Source organism: Prevotella sp. Sow4_E9_plate (assembly GCF_052116205.1).
In the GTDB taxonomy this organism is placed as follows: Bacteria; Bacteroidota; Bacteroidia; order Bacteroidales; family Bacteroidaceae; genus Prevotella.
The window spans coordinates 26,314-44,385 of record NZ_JBQKLN010000032.1 but is presented as its reverse complement, the minus strand read 5'-3'; the positions used below and the strand labels follow the sequence as shown (position 1 = coordinate 44,385).

General features: G+C 48.0%; 12 protein-coding genes. 4 read left to right on the top strand and 8 right to left on the bottom strand.

The window, feature by feature from the left end:
• Positions 1–335: 335 nt before the first annotated feature.
• Together ACTQ53_RS12075 and ACTQ53_RS12070 are read right to left on the bottom strand one after the other, a co-directional pair.
• Entirely contained in the window at positions 336–641 is a 306-nt protein-coding gene (locus ACTQ53_RS12075; RefSeq protein ID WP_441933155.1) for a type II toxin-antitoxin system RelE family toxin, read from the bottom strand.
• On the bottom strand, positions 638–892 hold the full coding sequence (locus ACTQ53_RS12070) for a hypothetical protein (protein WP_089542550.1): 255 nt from the start codon (positions 890–892) through the stop codon (positions 638–640). Before ACTQ53_RS12070 ends, ACTQ53_RS12075 begins: the two co-directional genes overlap by 4 nt.
• 290 nt (positions 893–1,182) lie before the next feature.
• Here ACTQ53_RS12070 and ACTQ53_RS12065 point away from each other — a divergent pair, with 290 nt between their 5' ends.
• Positions 1,183–4,005 carry a DEAD/DEAH box helicase gene (locus tag ACTQ53_RS12065; RefSeq protein WP_441933154.1) on the top strand — a complete coding sequence of 941 codons (2,823 nt, stop codon included), beginning with the start codon at positions 1,183–1,185 and terminating at the stop codon, positions 4,003–4,005.
• A 69-nt stretch (positions 4,006–4,074) separates the two neighbouring features.
• Here the strand turns inward: ACTQ53_RS12065 and porE are convergent, their stop codons facing one another.
• The 3 genes from porE to carB all read right to left on the bottom strand — a co-directional run bounded on the left by porE (position 4,075) and on the right by carB (position 12,192).
• Positions 4,075–6,150: a PorE family type IX secretion system protein gene (gene porE, locus ACTQ53_RS12060; protein ID WP_441933153.1), complete on the bottom strand. Its 2,076-nt coding sequence runs from the start codon at positions 6,148–6,150 to the stop codon at positions 4,075–4,077.
• Positions 6,151–6,344: 194 nt separating this feature from the next.
• Positions 6,345–8,450 carry a DNA topoisomerase 3 gene (locus ACTQ53_RS12055; protein WP_441933152.1) on the bottom strand — a complete coding sequence of 702 codons (2,106 nt, stop codon included), beginning with the start codon at positions 8,448–8,450 and terminating at the stop codon, positions 6,345–6,347.
• A gap of 511 nt (positions 8,451–8,961) precedes the next feature.
• Positions 8,962–12,192 (bottom strand): carbamoyl-phosphate synthase (glutamine-hydrolyzing) large subunit, encoded by a 3,231-nt coding sequence (gene carB, locus ACTQ53_RS12050; RefSeq protein WP_294971624.1) that lies wholly within the window; start codon positions 12,190–12,192, stop codon positions 8,962–8,964.
• Positions 12,193–12,485: 293 nt separating this feature from the next.
• Here carB and ACTQ53_RS12045 point away from each other — a divergent pair, with 293 nt between their 5' ends.
• The 3 genes from ACTQ53_RS12045 to ACTQ53_RS12035 all read left to right on the top strand — a co-directional run bounded on the left by ACTQ53_RS12045 (position 12,486) and on the right by ACTQ53_RS12035 (position 15,235).
• Positions 12,486–13,223: a (Fe-S)-binding protein gene (locus tag ACTQ53_RS12045; protein WP_294971626.1), complete on the top strand. Its 738-nt coding sequence runs from the start codon at positions 12,486–12,488 to the stop codon at positions 13,221–13,223.
• Positions 13,220–14,593 (top strand): lactate utilization protein B, encoded by a 1,374-nt coding sequence (locus tag ACTQ53_RS12040; protein ID WP_441933151.1) that lies wholly within the window; start codon positions 13,220–13,222, stop codon positions 14,591–14,593. The genes ACTQ53_RS12045 and ACTQ53_RS12040 overlap by 4 nt, the downstream gene beginning before the upstream one ends.
• 63 nt (positions 14,594–14,656) lie before the next feature.
• Positions 14,657–15,235 (top strand): LutC/YkgG family protein, encoded by a 579-nt coding sequence (locus ACTQ53_RS12035; RefSeq protein WP_264950661.1) that lies wholly within the window; start codon positions 14,657–14,659, stop codon positions 15,233–15,235.
• A gap of 135 nt (positions 15,236–15,370) precedes the next feature.
• Here ACTQ53_RS12035 and ACTQ53_RS12030 read toward each other — a convergent pair whose 3' ends face one another.
• The 3 genes from ACTQ53_RS12030 to purT form a co-directional block, all read right to left on the bottom strand.
• Positions 15,371–16,366, bottom strand: coding sequence for a GNAT family N-acetyltransferase (locus ACTQ53_RS12030; protein WP_441933150.1), 996 nt, complete (start codon positions 16,364–16,366; stop codon positions 15,371–15,373).
• 30 nt (positions 16,367–16,396) lie between these two features.
• Positions 16,397–16,813, bottom strand: a complete 417-nt coding sequence (locus tag ACTQ53_RS12025; protein ID WP_294971634.1) for a sugar 3,4-ketoisomerase — start codon at positions 16,811–16,813, stop codon at positions 16,397–16,399.
• 76 nt (positions 16,814–16,889) lie between these two features.
• A complete protein-coding gene (gene purT / locus ACTQ53_RS12020) occupies positions 16,890–18,071 on the bottom strand; it encodes a formate-dependent phosphoribosylglycinamide formyltransferase (protein WP_217761464.1) in 1,182 nt (393 codons plus the stop codon).
• Position 18,072: the final 1 nt, after the last annotated feature.

Genomic DNA, 18,072 nt, shown 5'->3' with positions numbered 1-18,072 from the left:
TATGCCTTGATGACAGAGGCACTTTTAGTTAAACCTGTTTAAAAATCAGAAAAGTCCAATTTCTTAAAATACTCTGTATCCCCAGTAAACACTGGGGATGGAGTTGTATTGTCATAGGGGTTGGATGCTTACCCTTCTCGAAAAGGGAAGGATGTAACCGCCCTCCGGTGCTCGGAACCGCTTCGCTCTAAGGTTGGCGGACCAAAGCGGTCTGCGCCATTTTATGCGGGATGGGACCGCCGGGGGAAAGGTGGAGACCTGTTTAACTTCAAAGCTCTCGCCATGGTTGTGCGGGATGGGACCGCCGGGGGAAAGGGGGAGACAGAAGAATATAATTATTCTTTGTCTATTCGCTTAAGATCTGTTTTCATCTTTTTTCCATAGGCTTCGCCTCGTGGAGAAAGATATTGAAAGAATATAGTATTGCCAGAAAACTCGATTTCTAGAGTAAATAGTGCTCTATAGTCTCCTAAACGAATTCTATATATATTACGATACCCAACAAGTTCCTTGCAGTCAGTGATATCTTGAATGTCTTTGGCTGCTTTAACTTCTGCTATCGTACGTCTTAAAGAATCGAGCATCTTACCGGAAAGATGTTTGGAAGCTTTGATAAAGGCTTTAGAAAATTCGACTTTCATACGCCTAACCACTTTTCAAAATCTTCTTGTTCTTCTTTGTTGGCACGGATGAGGCCCTCTGGCTGCTCTTTTCTTAATTTGGCATAGAGCTTTGCATCTTCGTAATCCTCGGCTATACCATTAAGTATATCCTCAATATAGTTTTTGAGGTTGGTTCCCTTCTGAATAGCCATTATGGATAGGGTCTTAAAAGTATCATCTTTTAAGTCGATGATTTTTCTTTTGGAAGGTGTTACTGAAACTGTACTCATAAATGTATTTATTTAAATGGTTCTACTTTTTTGCAAAGATACATAATATATTCTATATATATGATATATCTCTATGTAAAATTAACAAAGATTTAAAGTTGAAGGAATTTCTTGCCGTTTTAGAATATGTTTATTAGCATAGACCAATCAATGGGCTATGCTGATGAGTTTACTACCTAGAGCTGTAGTCATGGCATTCTCAAAGAGAATCTATTGGTATCGCTGATATTATCCGGAGTAGTCAACCAATATGGCGAAAATATAACAATATTTAATTATAATTTGAAAATATGAATGTAATCAAGCTTTTTGATTACCAAGAGGATATGAAGGAACGGATTGAGAAGGCGTTGCGCCTTCATCGGTCCGTGATGGCACAAATGCCAACGGGTACGGGAAAAACGGTTCTACTCGCTTCGGTCGTAGAATCGTTTTTGAGGGAACATTCCGATTGTAATGTTTGGATTGTTGCCCATAGAAGGGAGTTGGTTTCTCAGATTCGAGAAACGATTCAAAGAGTTTTTTTCGAATCACCCCGTCCCTCTTTAGCCAAAGAAGGGGTTTTTTCGAAAACCCACCCGTCCTCCCTTACCCTTAAGGGAGGCTCCACCGCTTTCCCCAAGCCCCTTTCCCCTCAGGGGACAGGGGATGTAACCGCTCCTCCTCGTCGCTCGGAACCGTTACGCTCTAAGGTTGGCGGACCATCAAAGGTCTCGCCAGATTGTGCGGGATGGGACCGCCTGGGGATGAGTGGAGCATCAAAGATCTCGCCAGATTGTTTGTCGGCTGGCGCATTCAATGTTCCTATCAAGGCGGTGTCGATACAATGGTTGGTTAAACACTATGATGAGATAGAGGAAGAACCGGGGATGATCGTGATTGACGAGGCGCACCATGCGCTTGCCAAGACCTATAAGGAGATGTGGGAGAGATTCCCGAAGGCTAAGTTCCTGGGACTGACGGCTACTCCTTGCCGATTGAACGGAAAGGGATTCACTGACCTGTTTGATGTCTTGGTGCAGTCATGGGATATTCCCGAGTTTATCAGCAAGGGAAGATTGGCGACATACGATTTCGTGAGCATCAAATCGGATGGTGTGACGCAACGGCTCATCGACTCCTTGCAGAAGCGAGGGGCAGATGGTGACTACCAAAACAAGGAAATGGATATGTTGCTGAATAAGAAACCGAGTATCGAAAGGCTCTATCGGAGCTTGGAAGAATTTGGTAAAGACAGAAAGGGCATCGTGTATGCTATCAATATCAGTCATGCTAATGCTATTGCCGAGTTCTACAGAGAACACGGCATAGCGGCTGTTGCTATTGACAGTAAAACGCCAAGTTCTTTACGAAAAGAACTAATTGAAAGGTTTAAAGCTTCTTCCTTATCTTTTTCGAAAACCCACCCTCAATGGTCTTTACACCCCCTTCGGTTCCCCCGTTCGGGGACAGAAACCCTCTTTACCCTTAAAGAAGGAGATTTTTCGAATCACCCCGTCCCTCTTTCCAAAGAGGGCTCCACTTTCTCCCCAAGCCCCTCTTCCTCAGGAAGCGGGGATGTAACCGCTCCTCCTCGTCGCTCGGAACCGCTACGCTCTAAGGATGGCGGACCATCAAAGGTCTCGCCAGATTTTTTGTTGGCTGGCGCATCAAAGGAGGTTTCAGGTTATTCGCCAGATTGTTTGTGCAGTGTAAACCGCCTTGCTGATGGACTTGCTCCTATACAAGTATTGGTGAATGTGGATATCTTCTCGGAGGGATTTGACTGTCCGGATGTGGAGTTTGTACAGTTGGCTCGACCAACATTGTCGCTTGCCAAGTATCTGCAGATGGTGGGACGTGGATTGCGAGTGGCTAAGGGGAAGAAGAGCTGCGTGATTATAGATAATGTGGGACTGTATCGGGTGTTTGGGTTGCCTTCTCAAGTATGGAACTGGAATGCTATGTTCGAAGGAAAGCTGAAAGTGGGCAAGAAAATGGAGACTCCGAAGGAAAGAGAGTTTTTCCTGATGAACAAGGAACAAGACGGTATTCGGATTCATCCAGACTCGGAAATGATGATGGTGATGAGCCATGAAGAATTGCTCCAAACACTACAGTATCGTGAGTTTGTGGATAGCAAAGGGGAGTTCGCTATCATCAAGTTGCCTGATGGAAAGATGACAGTAGTGAACCGACAAGGAGAGCAGGTACTGGAGCCGGGCGATTACTATGACATGAAACTACTGAACGGAAACATCCTGTTCTACCGACCTCGCAGAAAGGCGAAATGCTATTATGACCTGTTGGCAAAGGCAGTCATCGACGATGGCACTAACGTAGCAGAGGCTCCCCAGGTGGTCAACATAAAAGGATGGGAGTTTATAGAATATAACGACATCTTCATGTCTCGAACCCAAGAAAATTTTTCTCTGCCATATCGTCCTTCACAATATGATTTTCTGAATTATGGGTATTATATGATATTCAGATTCAGACCTTCTGCTATCGGTTGTCAAGTATGGTACTATTGTGAGGGTGATGAAGGGAAGATGCGCATGAGCAATGAAGAGAGCAGGAATGTATGTTTCCTGCGTAATGATTACGAACATGTGTATTGGCTATGTGCTGTCCTGTATGGTGATTGTATCGTTGTTATGGACAGCAAGCAGGACTACTACCTGGTGGATTCAAATTTGAAGAAGACTTATATAGGATGCAATAATCCAAAGAATGAGAAGGAAGATTTGAATGTCGTGATGCCTCGCCTTGGCAAGAAATACTATCATGAGGCGATGTTGCAAAAGAAGGAAATGGAAGCAAACGAGATGCTTCTTTTGCATGAGAAGTCAGAGGCAGGACATGTGGAATTGTACCAAGCAGGAAAGAAATGGGGCGTGAAGATAGATGGTAAAGTTATCGTGCCACCCCTCTACTGCAGTATAGCGCTACCTGTCGGTGCCTATTGCGCCTTTGAACAGGTTCCCAGACATTGGGGCGTTATGACATTGAAAGGAAAAGTGATTGTTGATGCCAAATATGAGAAGGTGGAGATTCGTGACAATGGAATCGCCGTGGTAACAGGCATCACGGGAAAAACACAGACAATCAATCTTTTAAAGGTAAAAGGGTAAATGTTCTTTGCTGTTTTTAGGCACGGATTACAATCCGTGTAATCCGTGCCTAATCTATATCCGTTCTTTTTATTCCAAGTCAAATTCGAAATCGAAGCCGTTGCCATTGGATTCTTCCTTCTTTGGCTTTGGTTTCGGAGGATTCTTCAGGTTGCCCTTCTCGTCAAACATATTGTATGTAGTGCGAAGTACGATGAACTCGGTGCGGCGGTTCAACTGATTGCAGATTTCCTGATGCTCCTTGCTCTGCTTGAGGATAAACTCCTGGGTGAGTTCGTCGCCCTCCTTGAGCCAAGGATATTTCTCGGTCAGCTTCTTGCGAACCTTCTTTGGTCGCTCCTTGCCATATCCCATTGGGGTAAGGCGCTCCTTCTCGATGCCATGGGCTATCAGGTAATCTACTACAGACTGGGCACGGCGCTGAGACAACCGCTTGTTGTATTCGGCATTTCCCTTGTAATCGCAATGGGCACTCAGCTCGATGGTTACGTTTGGATTCTCCTTCAGCAATTCCACGAGTTTATCAAGTGCCTTGGTGCTGGCTGACGTCAAGGTAGCTTTGTCAAACTCATAGAAGATGTTGTCGATGAGTACGGGGGCAGTGATGGAAGCCAATGGGAACTGGAGTACATACTCCTTGCTCTCCTTAGCCGTATCTACTCTCAATTCCTCCTTATGATTGAGGAATCCCTTGCAGGAAGCCATTACCAGATAATCTACCTTCGTGTTGATAACCATGGAGAAGGAACCATCGCTCTTCACCGGCAATTTCTTGTAGGTTCCGTCATTACCTACCACCATCACTTGGGCTGCTGGCAGTTCATAGCCGTCCATCTCGTAGACCCAACCCTTCATCGTGGTGACTATCTCCGGGTTCTCGAATGAATAGATGTGGTCATAGCCTCGTCCGTCCTTTCTGTTGGATGAGAAGAAACCACGGTTGTGTGGACCCTCGAATGTCATTCCGAAATCATCTGCTTCTGAATTGAGCGGATAACCCGGATGCTCCAGCTTGTATCTGCGAGTCTTCTTGTCTACTTTGGCGATAAAAATGTCGAGACCGCCCATGCCTACATGACCATTGCTACTGAAGTAAAGGTCGCCATTGGGACGGAAGGTAGGGAACATCTCGTCGCCCGGTGTGTTGATGGGTTCACCGAGATTCTCTACACCGCCAAGACCGGCAGCCGTAAGACGGATACGCCAAATGTCAAGGCCGCCTACACCTCCCGGCATGTCTGATACGAAATAGAGCCATTCGCCATCGGGACTGATGGCAGGATGGGCATAGCTGCTCAGCGTATCTCTCGTTATTTGCAGTTGGGATGTCTTGCCCCAGGCTGCATCCGAGCGAGAGGAGGTTACTATCTGAGCATAGCGGGGAGAGGATGGGTCGGTGGTGCACAGGGTAAGATACATTTCCTTTCCGTCAGGAGTGAAGCAACAGGCTCCTTCGTCATAGGCGGTATTAAGTCCACCACCAATGGCTTCGGGTTTGCTCCATTTTCCCCTATCGTCTTTTTCTGACAAGAAGATGTCGCCGGCTTTGGTGCCGGTGATTCCACTGAGTTCATCACCTTCTGCCTCATTCCGGGTAGAGGTGAAATAGAGCTGGTCGTATTCATCGCCCAGGAGCATGGGTGAATAGTCGTCTCTTCTGGAGTTGAATACGTCCATCTTCTTTATTTTGTATCGGCTTCCTTCTTTCTTCCAGATGGGAGCCTTCTGTGCAGATTTCAATCCGTTTTTGGCAAGAACATTGTCGGGCATTGAATCTACGAGGATTCTGAATTCTTTTTCTGCCTGTTTGTATTCACCGTTTTTCAAGAGCATACGGGCGTAAGCCAGGCGGTCGTCCAATGATGCCTGGTTGTAACGGATGGCATTGCGATAAGCGGCAATCGCCTTTGGTGTAGAATTGATCTTCTCATAACAGCGAGCCATCTTCAAGGCAATCTTTCCTCGATTGTCTCTTTCTTTGGCTGGAGTTTTGGTATAAGCCTGCTTGAACTGGTCGGCAGCATCGTAGTATTCGCCCAGAGAAAGGAACTTCTCTCCCTTCTTAAGGTTCTTGTCAATGCCGCAGCTTATCAGAAGAAGGCAGCAGAGTGCTGTTATGAATTGATAAAGTCTTATTTGCTTCATATTGATTAAACTTTCGCATATTAGGAAGTTAAAGGAGTTAAGGAAGTTAAGGAGTTAAGGAAGTTAAGACGTATGTCTTTCAGCTTAAAAACTTCGCCAAAAAGACTATTGTCTTAACTCCTCAGCGACCGTAGGGAGCGATAACTCCTTTAACTTCTTTAACTCCTGAACTTGCGAACTTGAGCTATATCTTATTACATCTGCGAGAATGGCTGGCGATATTGACAGCCTGATTTCCAGTTGCTGCAACCATAGGCGGTCTTACCCTTGATGATAACGCCCTTTCCGCAGAGCGGACATGGCTTGCCTACCATTTGGTCGGCTGGAGCCTTCTTTGCTGTAGCTTTCTTCTTTGCTGGCTTTTTCTTGAGATCTTCCTCCGTCATGATGGTTACTCTCCGGCTGCTGTTATCCGATAGAACATCGATGACAATCTGATTGATCTGTTCTTTCAAGCCGTTGATAAATTCTGCAGGGTCGTAGGTCTTGTGCTCGATGTCTCGGAGCTTTTTCTCCCAGATACCGGTCAGCTCGCAGCTCTTCAGGAGTTCCTCGTGGATGGTGTCGATTAGTTCGATACCTGTAGGAGTTGCCATCAGGTTCTTGCGCTGGCGACGGATATAGTGGCGCTTGAAGAGGGTCTCGATGATGCCGGCACGGGAGGATGGGCGACCGATTCCGTTCTCCTTCAATGCTGCACGAAGTTCCTCGTCTTCCACGAATTTACCCGCTGTCTCCATCGCACGGAGCAGGGTTGCCTCGGTATAATACTTAGGTGGCGTGGTCCATTTCTCCGTCAGTGTAGGCTGATGATCTCCCGATTCGCCTTTCACGAAAGAGGGGAGGGTTCTTTCTTCTACCACTTCCTTCTTGGCACCGTTTCCGGTTCCATCGCCTGCATTTCCGCCATCGTTTCCGTTGGTGTTATCTGATGCATCGTCGTCATCGGCATTCTTCGCATCCTTGGCATAGACTACTCGCCAGCCCGGTTCGAGAATCTCCTTGCCGCTCACCTTGAACTCTATCTTTTCCGGTTTTGGACCATCTTCGTTGATTACTTCGCCCAATACGGTGGTGGTAGAGAATTTACAGTCCGGATAGAACACGCTGATGAAGCGCTTGGCGATGAGGTCATAGACATTCGCCTCCATATCGGTGAGTCCGGTTGGCGGAACACCGGTTGGGATGATGGCGTGGTGGTCGGTTACCTTGCTGTTATCGAACACCTTCTTGCTCTTCGGCAGCTTCTTGCCGGTGGCTGCGAGCTGCTGGATGAGCGGCAGATATTTCTGCTGACTGGCTATCTTTGCCTGGCTCACACCATTCAGAATCTGCGGACATTTCGGATAGATATCGTCTGTCAGAAACTGGGTATCTACACGAGGATAAGTGGTGTACTTCTTCTCGTAGAGACTCTGGATGAGTTTCAGCGTGATATCGGCAGAGTAAGCAAACTTCTTGTTGCAATCTACCTGCAGCGAGGTGAGGTCGTAGAGATGAGGTGGCGCCTCGTTTCCCTTCTTCTTGCTTACATCTGTGACTGTGAAGGGTTTGCCGGCGATGGTACTGAATGCTTTCTCTCCTTCCTCCTTGCTGGTAAACTTGCCGCTGGTTGCCGTAAACTGGGTGTCGCGGTAGATGGTGGCGAGTACCCAGTAAGGTTCGGAAACGAAGTTGTCGATTTCCTTCTGGCGGTTTACGATCAGGGCAAGGGTAGGGGTCTGCACCCGGCCGATGCTGAGCACCTGTTTGTTCTGACCGTATTTCAATGTATAAAGTCGGGTGGCGTTCATGCCGAGAATCCAGTCACCGATGGCACGGGAAAGTCCGGCAAGATAGAGCGACTGATATTCCCCCTGGTCTTTCAGTTCCTGGAATCCCTGCTTGATGGCTTCATCGGTCATGGATGAAATCCACAGTCTCTTGACGGGGCATTTTGCCTGCGCCTTCTGCATCACCCATCTCTGGATGAGCTCTCCTTCCTGTCCGGCGTCACCGCAGTTGATGATGCTGTCGGCAGCCTGCATCAGTTTCTCGATGGTGGCAAACTGCTTCTTGATGCCTTCATCGTTGATGAGCTTGATGCCGAAGCGCTGTGGAATCATCGGCAACGCCGAAAGGCTCCAATGCTTCCACATCGGAGTATAATCATCCGGTTCCTTCAGCTCACAAAGGTGGCCGAAGGTCCATGTTACTTGGTAACCATTACCTTCCATATAACCGTCGCGTGCCGTGGTAGCCCCGATGATTCGGGCGATGTCCTTAGCCACGCTCGGTTTCTCTGCTATACAAACTATCATTCTTTATTCTAATTTCTCTTTGCAAAGGTACAATAAAATAATGAGAAAGCCATCATTTCGGCTTTTTTTTCTCATGGTAGAGAATAAAAAAGCCCTGTAAGAGCAAAAGCTTTTTGTTTTCAAAGCTTTTGCCCTTACAGGGCGACTTTGCTGATTGTTATCTAACCCAGGACGATTGCCCTGGGCTAGGAAATTCTGCCCTTTCTGGGCGTTTGGGTAAATCCTTGCGTGAGATTATGGTGTCCCGGCGGATTTGCAATCCGCCGTCAAAAAATGTTCGACCTATTAAAACCGGGGGATTTGTAATCCCCCAACAAAAGGAGAAGCATACTCCTTTACTGCGGATTTCAAATCCGCAGAGCCTAAAAAGGTTAGGACATTTTTTAGCGCCGGATTTCAAATCCGGCGGGACGCCTTCCTTTGCTGCGGATTTCAAATCCGGCGGGACGCCTAGCGGAGATAATCATCTCTCATAAAAATCCGTGTAATCCGTGCCTAAAAAACAACGAGATTACTCGTACTCCTGCCAGCTCTTAATCTGCAACTGGTCCTGGCTCAATGTGCAGAATGCCTCGATGAAGGCGGAAGCCAGGCGGGCATTGGTGAACAGAGGAATGTTGTGGTCGATGGCGCCACGACGGATTCTGTAACCATTGGTGAGCTCACGCTTGGTGTGATTCTTAGGGATGTTGACGATGAGGTCGAACTTGTGGTCGGCAATCATCTGCATCACGTTAGGGATATCCTTGTGGTCCTCATCAGGCCATCCTACAGCAGTAGCCTTCACGTTGTTCTCGTTCAGGAACTTCGCTGTGCCGGCTGTAGCGTAGATGGTGTAACCGTTCTTCACCAGTGCCTGGGCTGCATCGAGCAGAGAAGCCTTCTCCTTAGCACCACCGCTTGAAAGCATGATGCCCTTATCCTTTGAAGGAATCTTGTAGCCGGTGGCAATCAATGAGTTGAGCAATGCCTCCTCGAAAGTATCACCCATACAACCTACCTCACCGGTAGAACTCATATCTACACCCAAAACAGGGTCGGCGTTCTGTAAGCGGGCAAATGAGAACTGTGAAGCCTTCACACCCATGCGGTCGATATCGAAGGCAGACTTGTCTGGCTTCTGGTATGGAGCGTCGAGCATGATGCGGGTAGCCGTCTCGATGAAGTTGCGCTTCAATACCTTGCTCACGAATGGGAATGAACGGGATGCACGGAGGTTACACTCGATAACCTTCACATCGCGACCCTTAGCCAGGTACTGGATATTGAAAGGACCAGAGATGTTGAGCTCCTTGGCGATGGCACGTGAAATCTTCTTGATCTGACGGGCTGTAGCGAAGGAAATCTGCTGGGCAGGGAAGGTCATGGTTGCGTCACCAGAGTGAACACCAGCATACTCTACGTGCTCTGAAATACCATACTCTACAATCTCACCGTTCTGAGCCACACCGTCGAACTCGATTTCATTGGTCTCTGTCATAAACTGAGAGATAACCACTGGGTACTCCTTAGAAACCTCAGAAGCTGCCTCCAGGAAGCGACGCAGCTCATCATCATCGTGACAAACGTTCATGGCTGCACCGGAAAGAACGTAAGATGGACGAACGAGCACAGGATAGCCTACCTCGTCGATGAACTTCTGAACATCCTCCATAGAGGTGAGGGCGCTCCACTTAGGCTGGTCGATGCCGAGCTTATCGAGCATGGCAGAGAACTTACCGCGGTTCTCTGCACGGTCGATGTTGACAGGAGATGTACCCAGAATTGGCACAGACTGGCGATGGAGCTTCATAGCCAGGTTGTTTGGAATCTGACCACCTACTGAAACAATCACACCACGTGGTGACTCCAGGTCGATGACATCGAGTACACGCTCGAATGAAAGCTCATCGAAGTAGAGACGGTCGCACATATCGTAGTCGGTAGATACGGTCTCCGGATTGTAGTTGATCATGATTGACTTGTAACCCAACTTGCGGGCTGTATTGATGGCGTTTACTGAACACCAGTCGAACTCTACTGAAGAACCGATGCGGTAAGCACCCGAACCGAGAACGATGACAGACTTCTCGTTCTTATAGTAGTTGATGTCGTAACCCTCTACGGCGTAAGTCATGTAGAGATAGTTGGTGAGGTCAGGATGCTCGCTTGCCACAGTAGGGATGCGCTTTACGGCAGGAAGAATGTTCAACTTCTTACGCAGAGCACGAACTGTGAGCACTTCCTTCTCCATGTTGGTATCTTTGGTCTTCAATACGAAGCGGCCAATCTGGAAGTCAGAGAAGCCCAATACCTTAGCCTCGCGCAATACCTCGGCAGGAATCTCCTCCAGAGTATTATATTCAGAAAGCTTGTGCTTGTAATCTACGATATTCTTCATGCGCTCGATGAACCAAGGGTCAATCTTTGTCAGCTCCTCGATGCGCTCGATGGTGTAGCCTTCCTCCAAAGCCTGGGCGATGGCGAAGATACGTAGGTCGGTAGGGTTGGAAAGCTCCTCATCCAGGTTATCGAACTTGGTGTGGTCGTTGCCAACGAAACCGTGCATTCCCTGGCCAATCATACGGAGACCCTTCTGGAGCATCTCCTCGAATGAGCGGCCGATAGACATGATTTCGCCTACAGACTTCATGGAAGAACCAATCTTGCGGCTTACACCAGCAAACTTGGTAAGGTCCCAACGAGGAATCTTACAGATCATATAGTCGAGTGATGGAGCCACATAAGCTGAGTTAGGAGTACCCATCTCGCCAATCTGGTCGAGTGTATAACCGAGGGCAATCTTAGCTGCAACGAAGGCGAGCGGATAACCTGTAGCCTTAGAAGCGAGGGCAGAAGAACGGCTCAAGCGAGCGTTGATCTCGATGATACGATAGTCGTTGGTCTCAGCATTGAAAGCATACTGGATGTTGCACTCACCCACGATGTTGAGGTGACGGACACACTTCACGGCGATGTCCTGCAACATCTTCACCTGCTCGTCGGTAAGAGAACAGGTAGGAGCCACTACGATAGACTCACCAGTGTGGATACCGAGTGGGTCGAAATTTTCCATAGAGGCAACGGTGAAGCAACGGTCGTTGGCATCACGGATGCATTCGAACTCAATCTCCTTCCATCCCTTCAGGCTCTCCTCAACGAGCACCTGAGGTGCGAAAGTGAAGGCAGATTCAGCAATCTCCTTGAACTCCTCTTCAGTCTTGCAGACACCAGAACCGAGACCACCCAGCGCATAGGCAGAACGGATCATGATAGGGTAGCCGATGTTGCGTGCCGCAGCCACAGCCTCCTCCATGTTCTCGCAAGCGTGGCTTACTGGAACCTTGAGATCAACCTTGTTGAGCTCCTTTACGAAGAGGTCGCGGTCTTCTGTGTTCATGATTGCCTCTACCGAAGTACCCAACACATCCACACCGTACTCCTTGAGCACACCGTTGAGGTAAAGTTCTGTACCAACGTTCAAACCAGTCTGTCCACCCCAAGCGAGCATAATGCCGTCAGGGCGCTCCTTCTTGATAATTTCAGTTACAAAAAAAGGTGTCACCGGCAAGAAATAAACCCTGTCAGCAATACCTTCACTTGTCTGAATTGTAGCAACATTTGGATTAATGAGGACGGAACTAATACCCTCCTCGCGCAAGGCCTTGAGAGCCTGCGAACCGGAATAGTCAAACTCACCTGCCTGGCCAATCTTCAAAGCACCAGAACCTAGTACGAGGACTTTCTTAAGCTGTTTCTTCATCATGTTATATAACTATAAGTTTGTTCTTTATATGTCTTATTATTTATGTTTTTAGCAACTAAACTGTATTTGCGTTAGTTCACAAATGGTAGACACACTATTTCGAGTTGCAAAGTTACGCTATTTATTTGATTATTCCAAATTTTCTGCAAATCTTTACAGTTAAATAACATCAATTATTATTATTTCTTCTCTAGAATGTCGTATTTTTGCAATTATTTTGTTACTTTTGCAGCGACTTTTGGTCATGTAGAAAAAGAATAAAAAATAGCAAACAAGATAAATATACAACAATGAAAGTCGGATTATTCGTCCCTTGCTATGTAGATGCCTTATACCCTGAAGCGGGTGTGGCTACATACAAGTTGCTCAAGCATTACGGACTGGACGTGGGTTATCCCGAAAAACAGACTTGCTGCGGTCAGCCAATGGCAAACGCTGGTTTTCAGGACAAGTCGGAGAAGGTCATTGAGACATTTGATGAACTGTTCAAGGATTACGATTACATCGTAGCTCCTTCTGCATCATGTGCTGCTTACGTGAAGGTGTATTACCCTAAGATTCTTGAGGGTAAGCACGAGTGTGTTTCCTCTAAAAAGATTATGGACGTTGTGGAGTTCCTTCACGATGTGCTGAAGGTTGATCATGTGCCTGGCAAATTCCCGCATGAGGTCAGTGTGCACAACAGTTGCCATGGTGTGCGCGAGCTTGGATTATCGTCTCCTTCTGAGCGACACATCAAGCCATTCAATAAGATTATCGACCTGTTGAATATGGTGGAAGGTATTACCATCCACGAACCGGAGCGCAAGGATGAGTGCTGCGGATTCGGTGGTATGTTCTCTATCGAGGAGCCTGCCGTTTCTACCCGTATGGGCGAGGACAAGATCAAGCGTCACATGGCTACGGGTGCCGAATATGTTACCGGACCGGATTCTTCCTGCCTGATGCACATGGCTGGTATTGCCAAGAAGGAGAATATGCCGATCAAGTTTATCCATGTTGTTCAAATTTTAGCTGCAGGACTATGAGTACAGAACATTCCAAAAGAGCTGCGAAGTTTACGCAGAACGTAGAGAAGACCACCTGGCACGATGCTACCTTCTGGTCTGTTCGTCAGAAGAGAGATAAGATGGCGCAGGAACTTCCTGAGTGGGAAGACCTCCGCGAGCATGCGTCTGAAATCAAGATGCACACCATCACCCATCTTGCCGATTACCTCGATATGTTTTCCAAGAACCTGGAGAGCCGTGGGGTGAAGGTGCACTGGGCAAAGGATGCACAGGAGTTCAACGAGATTGTGCTCGGTATTCTGAAAGACCATAACGTGAAGAAGATGGTGAAGTCGAAGTCGATGCTCACCGAGGAGTGCGAGATGAATCCTTATCTGGAGCAGCACGGCATTGACGTGGTGGAGACCGACCTGGGTGAGCGTATCATCCAGCTTCTGGGTCAGAAGCCTAGCCATATCGTGATGCCTGCCATCCACCTGAAGCGTGAGGAAGTGGGAAAGATGTTCGAGGAGAAGGGAATCTCCAAGGAAATCGGAAACTACGATCCTACTTACCTGACCCGCTGTGCCCGTCATCATCTCCGAGACCAGTTTATGGAAGCTGGAGCAGGTATGACCGGCTGTAACTTCGGTGTGGCTGCTACCGGCGATTGTGTGGTCTGCACCAACGAGGGTAATGCCGATATGACTACTTCCATGCCTAAGCTCCATATCGTAGCGATGGGTATCGAGAAGCTGGTTCCTGACTATAAGTCACTGGCTGTATTCCAGCGCCTGCTCTGCCGCTGTGGAACCGGTCAGCCTACCACTACCTATACTTCTCATTTCCGTCAGGCTCGTCCGGGTGCTGAGATGCATGTGGTTCTGGTGGATAATGGCAGAAGCGATATTCTCGCCGACAAGGACCACTGGCAGACCTTGAAGTGCATGCGCTGTGGAGCCTGCATGAACACCTGTCCGGTTTATCGCCGTTCGGGCGGTTACAGTTACACCTATTTCATTCCGGGTCCTATCGGTGTGAACCTGGGTATGCTGAAGAATCCGCAGAAGTACAGCGACAATGTTTCGGCATGTACCTTGTGCTTGTCATGCGATAACGTCTGCCCTTCCAAGGTAGGTCCTGGCTCGCAGATTTACGCTTGGCGCCAGAGCCTGGACAAGTTGGGCAAGGCAGATTCTGTGAAGAAGGCGATGTCGAATGGTATGAAATATCTCTTCGATCGTCCTGCGCTCTACACTACCGCCCTGAAGTTTGCTCCGCTTGTCAATCTGGTTCCAGAGTGCTGCACGCACTTCAGCCACTGGAATGCCTGGGGTATCGGTCACGCCAAGCCTGAGTTTGCAAAGAAGAGTTTCCATCAGCTTTGGAAAGAAGGAAAGGTGAAGTGATTTAAGTGAAGAGTGAAGAATTCAACGGCTTTACTGATTATAAAGTTCAAAGTTCAAATTTCAATGAATAAAGAAGATTTCCTGAACAAGTTGCGTAAGAATACGCACGTTCAATTCGATATGCCTGCCGTAGATGTCAAGGGAATCCAGTATGAGGATACCTTGAAGCAGTTTATTGAGATGACTGAGTCTGTGGGTGGACACGTGATAGAGGCGAAGGAAGGCGAGAGCCTGGATGAGCTGGTGAAGAAGGCTTATCCGGAAGCCAAGGTCTTTGCTTCTCATCTGCCTGAGATTACCATCGCGCAGAAGAATCCTGATACCGTGGCTGAGGCCAACGACCTGAATGGTACCGATGTGGGTATTGTTCGTGGTGAAGTGGGCGTGGCTGAGAACGGTTGCGTCTGGATTCCTCAGACCATGAAGGAGAAAGCGGTGCTTTTCATCTCGGAATATCTTGTAATTTTCCTCGAAAAATCCAAGATTGTGAACAATATGCATGAGGCTTATGCCCGTATTGAGATGGATCCGAAGTATAATTTCGGTACTTTCATCAGTGGTCCTTCCAAGACTGCCGATATTGAGCAGGCTTTGGTTATGGGTGCGCAGGCTGCTCGTGGTGTGACTGTTATACTCTTGTAAGAGGCAGAATGCTGCATTTATAAATAAAGTATAATAGTAGGTAAGTATGCAAAAAACAGGTGTTAACTGTTAACCTGTTAACTCTATAGACAAATCCCGAAGTTCCTGATGTGGAATTTCGGGATTTATATTTTCTTATAATCTCCATTCATACGTATCATAAACCACTCCTCTTCCTCCGAAACCTTCCTTCTGGTGGATGAGGTTGGCATTGAGGTAGTTTCCTCTGTCTTCGGTCGATTTACCGAAGTCGATGAATGGGGCGTTCCATTTCTTCTGGTTGATGATGTAATCGAAAAGCAGGTCCAGGGCTCCCTCTTCCTTCCCCTTTTCTGAAGCTCCGATGTATTGGGTGTGTATTACTTGTGGAGTGATGAAGAGGATGGTTCCTGCAATGACTTCCTCGTCCTTGAGAACAGAATAGCCGATGATGTTTTCCGGAAAACGGCTCATCAGAAGCTGCAGTTCCTCGTTGCTGTGTACGGGACGGGTATGATATTTCTGCTGCAGATTGTTGTCGAGGATGTTCCAGAAGGCAAGTACATCTTCGGGGGTACTTTGTCTGATGATGAGCTGGTTTCTCTTTGCCTTTCTGATTCCTCTTCTTCTCTGTTCAGAGAATCTGAGCTTGTTCTGCAGCGGAATGGTGGTGGATATTTCCCTGGTGCTGAGACTAGCCTTGCCTGTGTGGATAAGGGCATAGAGATCTTCCTCGGATGGAATCTTGTGATAAATCCAAGGGATTGCCTTATAGGTGAGTTTCGAAAAGCCTTCCTGCTTCAGATAGTTTCCGATGGCTTCGAAGGTTTCGCAGGTAAGCGCTGCTGTCATCTTGTTGCAGGTGAGCAGACCGCCATACGTAAGTCCCTGATGGGAAACCAGTTCTTTTAGAGAAATCTCAATGTCAGAATCAGAACCCACCTTATTGCCGGAATCAGAAACCACCTCGTTGGCTGGCAGCAGGGCATAGAGCTTGTCCTTATAATAAATCATCAGGGAATGGTCGTGAAATCGATCCTGATGATAATCCATATAGTTTCTATCAAACAGGAAGGTTCCCTGTCGGGATTGCTTTACGAATTCATTCCAAGTCTGATGGTTTTCTGGGGTGTATCTTTTGACAGTTATCATTCCTGTAGTGGATTAAATAGGATTCTCGGATTATCTCTTTCGGGAAGAGATGTAATCCAGAAACTCTTCATATTCATATAGATAATCATCGGCATCGTAAGGCTCTGAGGCGAGTACAAGGCAGACAGCTCCTGGCGAGAAGTTGTCGAGGGTGCGCCAGATTTCCGTATCCAGAAACAAGCCTTGGTCGGGACGGGTCAGATGGTATTGCTTCTTCTCGTGTCCATCGTCCAGATTGACCGTAAAGGAGCCTTTGGCAGCAATGATTACCTGTCGGAGCTGCTTGTGAGCATGTCCACCCCGGTTTTCTCCCTGAGGCACTCCATATATCCAGTAGGCCCGTTTCACCCGGAAGGGAATCTGTTGCTTCTTGTCGTCAATAGATACGAATTCACCGGTAGAAGTTGTTTCCAGGGGTAGATCGATGATTTTTCCGATTTCTTTCATTCGTCTAAGGAAATAATAGATACAGAAAACAGAAGTTTCCCCATTTCCTGTACCTATTATATATTATATGTATTGTTTATTTCTTCATATATGGGTCGGTACCCAATACGGTCTTTGCCAGGCGCTTTGCCTTGTCGCGGAGCTGGTTGAGGTCATCGCCCTTCTCGCCGTAGCAGAGAACGACACCCATGCGGCGACCCACGTGAGCCTCTGGCTTACCGAAGATGCGGATGCGGGTGTGGTCTTCCTTCAGGGCATCGAGCATGTTGTAGTTCAATGGCTCTGTGCTCTCTTCCGGTGAGAGGATGACGGCAGAACAGCCTACGTGCTCCAGGTGGATTCCGGCGATAGGCAAGCCCATCACGGCACGGAAGTGGAGCTCAAACTCGCTCAGGTTGGTAGTGTGACCGAGAGTAACCATACCTGTATCGTGTGGACGAGGACTCAGCTCAGAGAAGATAACCTCTCCCTGCTTGCTCAGGAAGAACTCTACGCCCCAGAGGCCGGCACCGGTCAAAGCCTTGGTCACTTCGCCTGCGATGTGCTCAGCCTTCTTCAAAGCCTCCTCAGGAATCTGGAATGGCTGCCAGCTCTCTCGGTAGTCACCGCCTTTCTGTACATGGCCGATAGGTGGGCAGAAGAGGGTAGGACCATTCTTCTGGGTGATGGTGAGGAGGGTGAACTCTGAATCGAAGTCGATGAATTCCTCGATGATAACTTCCTTCACGTCACCGCGACCTTCTTCCATTGCCTCCTTGTAAGCCTCCTTCAGCTCATCGTCGTTGTGAACATAGCTCTGTCCATGACCGCTTGAACTCATCAGAGGCTTCACTACGCATGGGAAGCCGATTTCGTCGGCTGCGTTCTTGAACTCCTCGAAGGTCTTTGCGTAGAAATACTTGGCTGTGCGCAGACCCAGTTCCTTGGCAGCCAGGTCGCGGATAGCACGGCGGTTCATGGTGTAGTTCACGGCGCGGGCAGAAGGTACAATCTGAATGCCCTCCTTCTCGAAGTCGAAGAGTCGCTCGGTGCGGATAGCTTCAATCTCAGGCACGATGATGTCTGGGTGATGTTTCTCTACCACTGCGGTCAATGCGTCGCCATCGAGCATTGAGAACACTTCTCGCTCGTCGGCTACCTGCATGGCTGGTGCATTGTCATACTTGTCGCAAGCGATGACATACTGTCCTGCTCGCTTTGCGGCGATGGTAAACTCTTTGCCCAGTTCGCCTGAGCCCAAAAGCATAATCTTCTTCATT

What these genes read in the sequence shown, in the direction of transcription:
- ACTQ53_RS12070 (WP_089542550.1), bottom strand. Translation starts at nt 892, where the DNA reads ATGAGTACAGTTTCAGTAACACCTTCCAAAAGAAAAATCATCGACTTA.
- ACTQ53_RS12055 (WP_441933152.1), bottom strand. Translation starts at nt 8,450, where the DNA reads ATGATAGTTTGTATAGCAGAGAAACCGAGCGTGGCTAAGGACATCGCC.
- ACTQ53_RS12045 (WP_294971626.1), top strand. Translation starts at nt 12,486, where the DNA reads ATGAAAGTCGGATTATTCGTCCCTTGCTATGTAGATGCCTTATACCCT.
- ACTQ53_RS12025 (WP_294971634.1), bottom strand. Translation starts at nt 16,813, where the DNA reads ATGAAAGAAATCGGAAAAATCATCGATCTACCCCTGGAAACAACTTCT.
- ACTQ53_RS12030 (WP_441933150.1), bottom strand. Translation starts at nt 16,366, where the DNA reads ATGATAACTGTCAAAAGATACACCCCAGAAAACCATCAGACTTGGAAT.
- ACTQ53_RS12035 (WP_264950661.1), top strand. Translation starts at nt 14,657, where the DNA reads ATGAATAAAGAAGATTTCCTGAACAAGTTGCGTAAGAATACGCACGTT.
- ACTQ53_RS12065 (WP_441933154.1), top strand. Translation starts at nt 1,183, where the DNA reads ATGAATGTAATCAAGCTTTTTGATTACCAAGAGGATATGAAGGAACGG.
- porE (WP_441933153.1), bottom strand. Translation starts at nt 6,150, where the DNA reads ATGAAGCAAATAAGACTTTATCAATTCATAACAGCACTCTGCTGCCTT.
- carB (WP_294971624.1), bottom strand. Translation starts at nt 12,192, where the DNA reads ATGAAGAAACAGCTTAAGAAAGTCCTCGTACTAGGTTCTGGTGCTTTG.
- ACTQ53_RS12040 (WP_441933151.1), top strand. Translation starts at nt 13,220, where the DNA reads ATGAGTACAGAACATTCCAAAAGAGCTGCGAAGTTTACGCAGAACGTA.
- ACTQ53_RS12075 (WP_441933155.1), bottom strand. Translation starts at nt 641, where the DNA reads ATGAAAGTCGAATTTTCTAAAGCCTTTATCAAAGCTTCCAAACATCTT.
- purT (WP_217761464.1), bottom strand. Translation starts at nt 18,071, where the DNA reads ATGAAGAAGATTATGCTTTTGGGCTCAGGCGAACTGGGCAAAGAGTTT.